Source organism: Pollutimonas bauzanensis, assembly GCF_040393045.1.
In the GTDB taxonomy this organism is placed as follows: Bacteria; Pseudomonadota; Gammaproteobacteria; order Burkholderiales; family Burkholderiaceae_B; genus Pollutimonas; species Pollutimonas bauzanensis_A.
This window is the reverse complement of the sequence record NZ_JBEBUX010000180.1, coordinates 1-6,566: the sequence shown is the minus strand read 5'-3', so window position 1 is coordinate 6,566 and position 6,566 is coordinate 1. Positions and strand designations below refer to the sequence as shown.

Sequence of the window (6,566 nt, the reverse complement as noted above, 5' to 3'; positions counted from 1 at the left end):
TACAAACGCTAAGGCCTTGGCACGCGTATCAAAAAAACCAAAAGCGCTAAGACCGGCAAGCACGCAGCTTAAGAACAGACACTGACGCCAACAGACCTGACACGCAAATCAAGAAAAACCCCTACTGCCTAAGGATAAATCACTTCCAGAATATCCAGCTCATCAATCCCCGCAGGCGTACGCAATACCACGGTGTCACCTTCCCGCGCCTTGGTCAGCGCCCGCGCCACCGGAGAAATCCAGCTAATTTTCCCCTGCAGCGGCTCAGCCTCGTCGACACCCACTATCGTTACACGAAACTCTTCGCCCACCTTGTCGGAATAAACCACCGTCGCGCCAAAAAACACCTGGTCTTTATTCGGCTGCGCCGCGGGATCAACCACTTCGGCAATCTCCAGACGCTTGGTCAAGAACCGCATGCGTCGGTCAATTTCACGCAAGCGCTTCTTGCCATAGAGATAATCGCCGTTCTCTGAACGATCGCCATTCGAAGCCGCCCAAGACACGATCTGCACCACAGACGGACGCTCTACCGTTATCAAATGAGCCAACTCTTCACGTAAACGCTTATAACCCTGGGTGGTGATGTAGTTTTTCGTGCCCGCAGGAAGCTTTACAGCCTCGGGGCCGAGGTCGTCGTCATCATCGTTATCCGACTCTTTCACGAAAGCTTTATTCATATCAGATCCAATCATGCCAAACGGGTGTTAGATCGGACGGCAACGGCGGCAGATTGCCCAGATCGATTCTGGCCTCTTTGGGGCTGTGAAAGTCTGAACCGCAAGACGCCATAAAACCATACCGTCGTGCAACACCCGCATATTCAACATACTGTTCAAGTGTGTGGCTTCCTGTGATGACTTCGATTGCCTCACCGCCAATATCCTTGAACTGCTCAAACAAGGCATCAAACTGCATCGGCGAATAAGCGTAGCGCCCTGGATGCGCAATAACGGCTCGCCCGCCTGCGCCAAGAATCCACCCCACCGCGTCTTCAAGCGTGGACCAATGTACCGGTACGTTAGCTGGCTTGTTTTCGCCAAGATACTTGTCAAAAACCATCTGCATGTTCTTGCAGTAACCGTTCTCTACCAGGAAGCGGGCAAAATGCGTCCGGCTAATCAATAATGGATTGGCCGCGAACTTAAGTGCCCCCTCGTAACTATCGGGGATACCCAGCGCGGTCAGCCTGTCGGCCATTTCACGGGCGCGCAGCAAACGACCTTTTCGTATTTCTGCCAATCCGGCATTCAGTTCTGTATCGAGTTCGTCTATCGCCAGCCCCAGTATATGGACGGTTTGCTTGGCCCATGTGACTGAAATTTCGACGCCAGGGATAAAACGTATCCCCGTCGCCTCGGCAATGCTGCGTGCCTCGGCTAAACCAGACAACTCATCGTGATCGGTCAGCGCCCACACCTGCACCCCATTCGCATGGGCGCGCGCAGCCAACTGAGCCGGAGCCAAGACACCGTCAGAAAAAGTAGAGTGGCAGTGCAAATCGACTTTAATACGAAAACCCTTTAAAAAATTAAACAGCCCTGTAAAGGGCTGTATCACGGCCTGCACAAACCGCAAGCCAAGGTCAGGTACAGCCTTCAATTGTATTGAAAGCTTAGTGTACGCCGATTACTTTTCCAGTAAAAACTCGACTACCGGATCTATTTGGTCGTGGCTGCGAAATGTTGGCGCATGTCCCACGCCTGGCACATTGTGCAACCGGGCATGGCGGTTTCTTGCCAGCATTTCCTGAGCGGCCTCAGCAGTGAGCAAATCAGACTCCTGACCCCGCACGAGAAAAATAGGCGAGGCAATGCTTTCGTAAGCAGCCCACAAAACTGATTCGGACGCCTGAATAATGGCTTCAGACTGATCGGCGAACGGCTCAGCAATACGCAAGTCGTAGTGTTTGACCCAGTGATCGTCCTTCTGGTTGAATACGTGTCGGGTCAAGTCTTCCCAACCCGCTTGGTCATGGCTGCCAAAACCGGCAGATACTGACCGAACATAGTCCACGGCCTGCTCAAAGGTGTCGAACTGTATAGGTTCACCCACATATTCGGCAATACGGCTCAGGCCTGCGAAGCTCAGCTGCGGGCCTATATCATTAAGTACGATTTTCCCCAAAGATAGCGTTTGGTCTGCAGGCAACCCAAGGCTGCCGCGATCCGGTCTGAGCATTGCGGACATGGCCAACGTGCCTACCAGCCCCATGCCTATCAGCCCTCCCATGGAAGTCCCCACCCAATCCAATTTCTTAGGATTAAGCCGTGCAATAAGAGTAAACATATCTGCGACATACTGCGGCACGACATAGTTTGCTGCATTGATCAGCCAATCCGACTTTCCGCGACCAACCACGTCGGGGCAAACCACCCTGTAGTGCTTGGCAAGCTGCCTGGCTAAATCATCGAAATCCCGACCGGTACGTGTTAACCCATGAACGCACAACAATACACGGTCATTTTCGGGATCGCCCCACTCCCAATAAGCCATGCGGTGTGTACCGGCCGGGCTGGCACACATCACGTAATCAAGCCTGGGTTCAAGAGTTTCGCCGGGCGTGTACATACTTGTCATAGGGCACTCGCTACAGAAGAGAGGTTCGATTGTAGCTTAGGGTTTTTTGATGCTGCCCTGTCATGTGCGCTGACTGCCATTAAATATGCAATGCATGGCCAAGAGCCCGGAGAGCGGCTTCCTGCACGGCCTCGCCTAACGAAGGATGCGCGTGAATAGTGCCGGCGACATCCTCGAGACGGGCGCCCATCTCGAGCGATTGTGAAAAGGCCGCGCTCAACTCGGAAACGCCGCTGCCCACCGCCTGCCACCCGACAATCAGGTGGTTATCGCGTCTAGCCACCACGCGCACAAAGCCGTCATTGGCGTCAAGCGTCATGGCGCGGCCATTAGCCGAAAATGGAAAGGAGGCTGATATGCAATCAATACCTGCACGTTTGGCTTCGTCCGGCGACAAGCCAGACACGACAATTTCGGGATCCGTAAAACATACTGCCGGAATCGAGGCCGGCACAAAACGGCGTTGCTTGCCCGAGATAATTTCCGCCACCATTTCGCCCTGGGCCATCGCCCGGTGTGCAAGCATCGGTTCGCCCGCCACATCGCCTATCGCCCATACGTTGCGCATGGAAGTTCGGCATTGATCATCCACCTGGATGACTGTGCCGTCCATGTCCAACATGAGCGACTCCAGGCCAAATCCTGTCACCCTGGCGCGCCGGCCAACGGCAACCATGACCTGCTCTACCGGAAGTTCGGATTCGTCGCCTTGCGACGTTTTCAAGCGCAGAGCACTGCCCTTTTCGTTCATGCCTAGAACGCTACATGACAAATGCAAGGAAATACCAAGTTTGCGCACCGCAGTTTGCACAGGCTTGACCAAATCGGCATCGTAAGCGGGGAGGATGCGGTCCTGAGCCTCGATAAGGCTGACCTGTACACCTAGCCTGCTGTATGCCATGCCCAATTCCAGCCCTATATACCCCGCACCGACTACAGCCAGGCTTTGCGGCAGCACTGCAGGCGACAATGCCTGGGTTGACGAAATAACAGGCCCGCCAAAAGGCATGAATGGCAATTCAACCGGCTGAGAACCTGTCGCCAGCAGCAAGTGCTCGCACGCGATGCGAAGAACGACATCCGCGTCGTCTCCTGGCGCTGCAGCGACTTCAACCGTTTTCCCATCAATAATACGCGCCCACCCCTTGATCACATGAACACCGTTTTTCTTGAGCAAGGCCGCGACACCGCCGGTAAGGCGGCCAACGATGCCATCTTTCCAGGCAACAGTGCGGGCAATGTCGATACGAGGCGATTGCACCTGTATGCCCAATGGCGAGTCGGCACTGTACCCGGTCAGCTTATGAAATTCCTGGGCGGCGTGAATCAAGGCCTTGGAAGGAATGCAGCCCACGTTCAAGCAAGTGCCTCCGACATTTTCGCTTTCGATCAGCGTCGTAGATATGCCGAGTTGGGCGGCACGGATTGCCGCAACGTAGCCGCCCGGCCCGCCGCCAATAATCAATAATGTGCACGACTGCATGAGCGCCCCTTATTCCACAAACAATGTTGCAGGGCATTCGAGATAACCCCTGATACATTGTATAAACTCAGCCGCATGCATGCCGTCAACGACACGGTGATCAAACGAGGATGATAAGTTCATGATTTTGCGCACCACAATGGCGCCGCCCAAGACAACTGGACGCTCGACAATACGATTGACGCCAACGATCGCGACCTCTGGATGATTGATCACCGGGGTTGAAACGATGCCGCCCAAAGCGCCCAGGCTGGTAAGCGTAATCGTCGAGCCAGTCAGTTCGTCGCGCGTTGCGCTTGAATTGCGGGCCGCCTCTGCCAGCCGCTTGATCTCGGCAGCACATGACCATAAATCGTAAGTTTCTGCGTGGCGCATTACGGGCACCATCAAACCTGCGTCCGTTTGCGCGGCAACGCCCAAATGAACAGCGCCGTACCGATTCACCACACCATTATCATCGTCAAAACGGGCGTTGATCTGGGGAAAATCACGCAAGGCCAACACCATGGCCCTGGCCAGAAAAGGCAAGATGGTCAATTTGCCACGCTGCGGCCCCCATCGCTCGTTCAGGCGCTGGCGCAAGGCTTCGAGCTCTGTGACGTCAACTTCCTCGACATAGGTGAAGTGCGGAATACGGCGTTTCGCATCTTGCATTTTTTGCGCAATTTTTCGCCGCAGTCCAATAACAGGGAACTGCTGTTCGTCATTGCGCGCGACATAGGCCGCGATATGGCCGGAGCCCGCGGTAGCTACTGCGCCCCGCGCAAGATAGGTATCCAGATCGCCATGGGAAATACGCCCAGCCGGGCCTGTTCCAGCAACATATTGAAGCGCTATCCCGAGATCCCATGCGCGTTTGCGCACTGCCGGAGACGCCAGCGGCTTCCCGCCGTCCGGCCGCGCCGCTGTAACAACCGTCACCCGAGGGGCAACAGCCTGACCTGAATCAGCAACTGCAACAGGCGAAGACTTGTCTGCATCATGTGCATGTACATCTGGGGCGGGGACAGGAGTAGCTGGCGCGGAAATTTCGACAGACTTATCCGCCGCTGCAATCGGCGCAGCCACCGCGGGAGCAGCACTGCGTCCGGAGCGCGTAGAAACTGGCGATGCACCGGCATTGCCTTCCCCTTCGACTTCCAGGCGGATCAATTCAGACCCCACCGCCATCACGTCGCCAACACCGCCGCCCAGTGAAATGACTTTCCCGTGCGTGGGCGAAGGCACCTGAACGGTCGCTTTGTCTGTCATGACATCGGCCAGCAACTGGTCCTCGACGACATCGTCGCCCGGTTGCACGTGCCATTCGACCAGTTCCACCTCGGCAATGCCTTCGCCGATATCCGGTGTTTTTATAATATGGATGCCCATGCTCATACCTCCCGCATTACGGTACGGAACGCGTCCGCGACCCGTTGTGGACTGGGGAAATAAGCCCATTCATGGGCATGCGGATAAGGCGTATCCCACCCGGCCACGCGCTCGATAGGTGCTTCCAGATGGTAGAAACAATGCTCTTGTATCAACGCCGTCAGCTCTGCTCCGAACCCGCTGGTTTGCGTTGCTTCGTGCAACACCACGCAACGCCCGGTTTTCTTGACCGATGCCACGATGGTGTCGATATCGAGCGGCCATAGGCTGCGCAAATCAATGATCTCGACGTCGATACCCGATTCTTTGGTTGCCTCCTCGGCCACGAAAACCATGGTGCCGTAGGTGATAACAGTAAGAGCCGTACCCTTGCGGAAAACCGAAGCGGACTCCAGGGGCACCGTGTAATAGCCATCAGGCACATTACCCATCGGATGCTTGGACCATGGCACGACAGGCTGATCGTGATGGCCGTCGAATGGGCCGTTGTACAAACGCTTGGGTTCGAGAAAAATAACCGGATCGTCGCACTCGATGGCAGCGATCAATAAGCCTTTTGCGTCGTAAGGATTGCATGGCATCACGGTGCGTAACCCGCTGACATGTGTGAACATGGCTTCCGGACTTTGGCTGTGTGTCTGCCCGCCATAAATACCCCCGCCGCAAGGCATGCGTATGGTTAACGGCGCAATAAAATCGCCCGCTGACCGATAGCGCAGCCTGGCGGCCTCTGACACAATTTGGTCAGTGGCCGGGTAAAAGTAATCGGCAAACTGGATTTCGACGACAGGACGCAAACCATAAGCGCCCATGCCTACTGCGGCGCCAACAATGCCACCCTCGGAGATAGGCGCGTCAAATACGCGATTGCGGCCGTACTTTGCCTGCAGCCCTTCTGTGCAACGGAAAACGCCGCCGAAATAACCGACGTCTTGCCCAAAAATAACAACGTTGTCGTCACGCCCTAGCATGACGTCCATGGCCGAGCGCAAGGCCTGGATCATGGTCATAGGGGTCGTGTTTTGTGTATTGTTTGTATCTGCCATGCTTACACCCCCACTTTTTGGCGTTGAAGGCGTAAGTGCCAGGGCATGTCTTTGTAGACATCCTCGAACATGGTCGCGACGCTGGA

Annotated in this window: 6 protein-coding genes; all 6 read right to left on the bottom strand. The window is 55.4% G+C overall.

Features of this window, described 5'->3' with window-relative positions; all coding sequences use genetic code 11:
• Positions 1-128: 128 nt before the first annotated feature.
• The 6 genes from greB to ABWO67_RS18585 all read right to left on the bottom strand — a co-directional run bounded on the left by greB (position 129) and on the right by ABWO67_RS18585 (position 6,480).
• A complete protein-coding gene (gene greB / locus ABWO67_RS18610) occupies positions 129-680 on the bottom strand; it encodes a transcription elongation factor GreB (RefSeq protein ID WP_353154595.1) in 552 nt (183 codons plus the stop codon).
• A 1-nt stretch (position 681) separates the two neighbouring features.
• Positions 682-1,512, bottom strand: coding sequence for a 3',5'-nucleoside bisphosphate phosphatase (locus ABWO67_RS18605; RefSeq protein WP_353154598.1), 831 nt, complete (start codon positions 1,510-1,512; stop codon positions 682-684).
• A gap of 117 nt (positions 1,513-1,629) precedes the next feature.
• Positions 1,630-2,580 carry an alpha/beta fold hydrolase gene (locus ABWO67_RS18600; protein WP_353154592.1) on the bottom strand — a complete coding sequence of 317 codons (951 nt, stop codon included), beginning with the start codon at positions 2,578-2,580 and terminating at the stop codon, positions 1,630-1,632.
• Between the two features lie 79 nt (positions 2,581-2,659).
• Positions 2,660-4,063 (bottom strand): dihydrolipoyl dehydrogenase, encoded by a 1,404-nt coding sequence (lpdA, locus tag ABWO67_RS18595; RefSeq protein WP_353154589.1) that lies wholly within the window; start codon positions 4,061-4,063, stop codon positions 2,660-2,662.
• 9 nt (positions 4,064-4,072) lie between these two features.
• On the bottom strand, positions 4,073-5,434 hold the full coding sequence (locus tag ABWO67_RS18590; RefSeq protein ID WP_353154586.1) for a dihydrolipoamide acetyltransferase family protein: 1,362 nt from the start codon (positions 5,432-5,434) through the stop codon (positions 4,073-4,075).
• Positions 5,435-5,436: 2 nt separating this feature from the next.
• A complete protein-coding gene (locus ABWO67_RS18585) occupies positions 5,437-6,480 on the bottom strand; it encodes an alpha-ketoacid dehydrogenase subunit beta (protein WP_353154584.1) in 1,044 nt (347 codons plus the stop codon).
• Positions 6,481-6,566: the final 86 nt, after the last annotated feature.

Bases quoted from the DNA above. Each gene is read 5' to 3' on its own strand.
- greB (WP_353154595.1), bottom strand. From the start codon at position 680: ATGAATAAAGCTTTCGTGAAAGAGTCGGATAACGATGATGACGACGAC.
- ABWO67_RS18600 (WP_353154592.1), bottom strand. From the start codon at position 2,580: ATGACAAGTATGTACACGCCCGGCGAAACTCTTGAACCCAGGCTTGAT.
- lpdA (WP_353154589.1), bottom strand. From the start codon at position 4,063: ATGCAGTCGTGCACATTATTGATTATTGGCGGCGGGCCGGGCGGCTAC.
- ABWO67_RS18590 (WP_353154586.1), bottom strand. From the start codon at position 5,434: ATGGGCATCCATATTATAAAAACACCGGATATCGGCGAAGGCATTGCC.
- ABWO67_RS18585 (WP_353154584.1), bottom strand. From the start codon at position 6,480: ATGGCAGATACAAACAATACACAAAACACGACCCCTATGACCATGATC.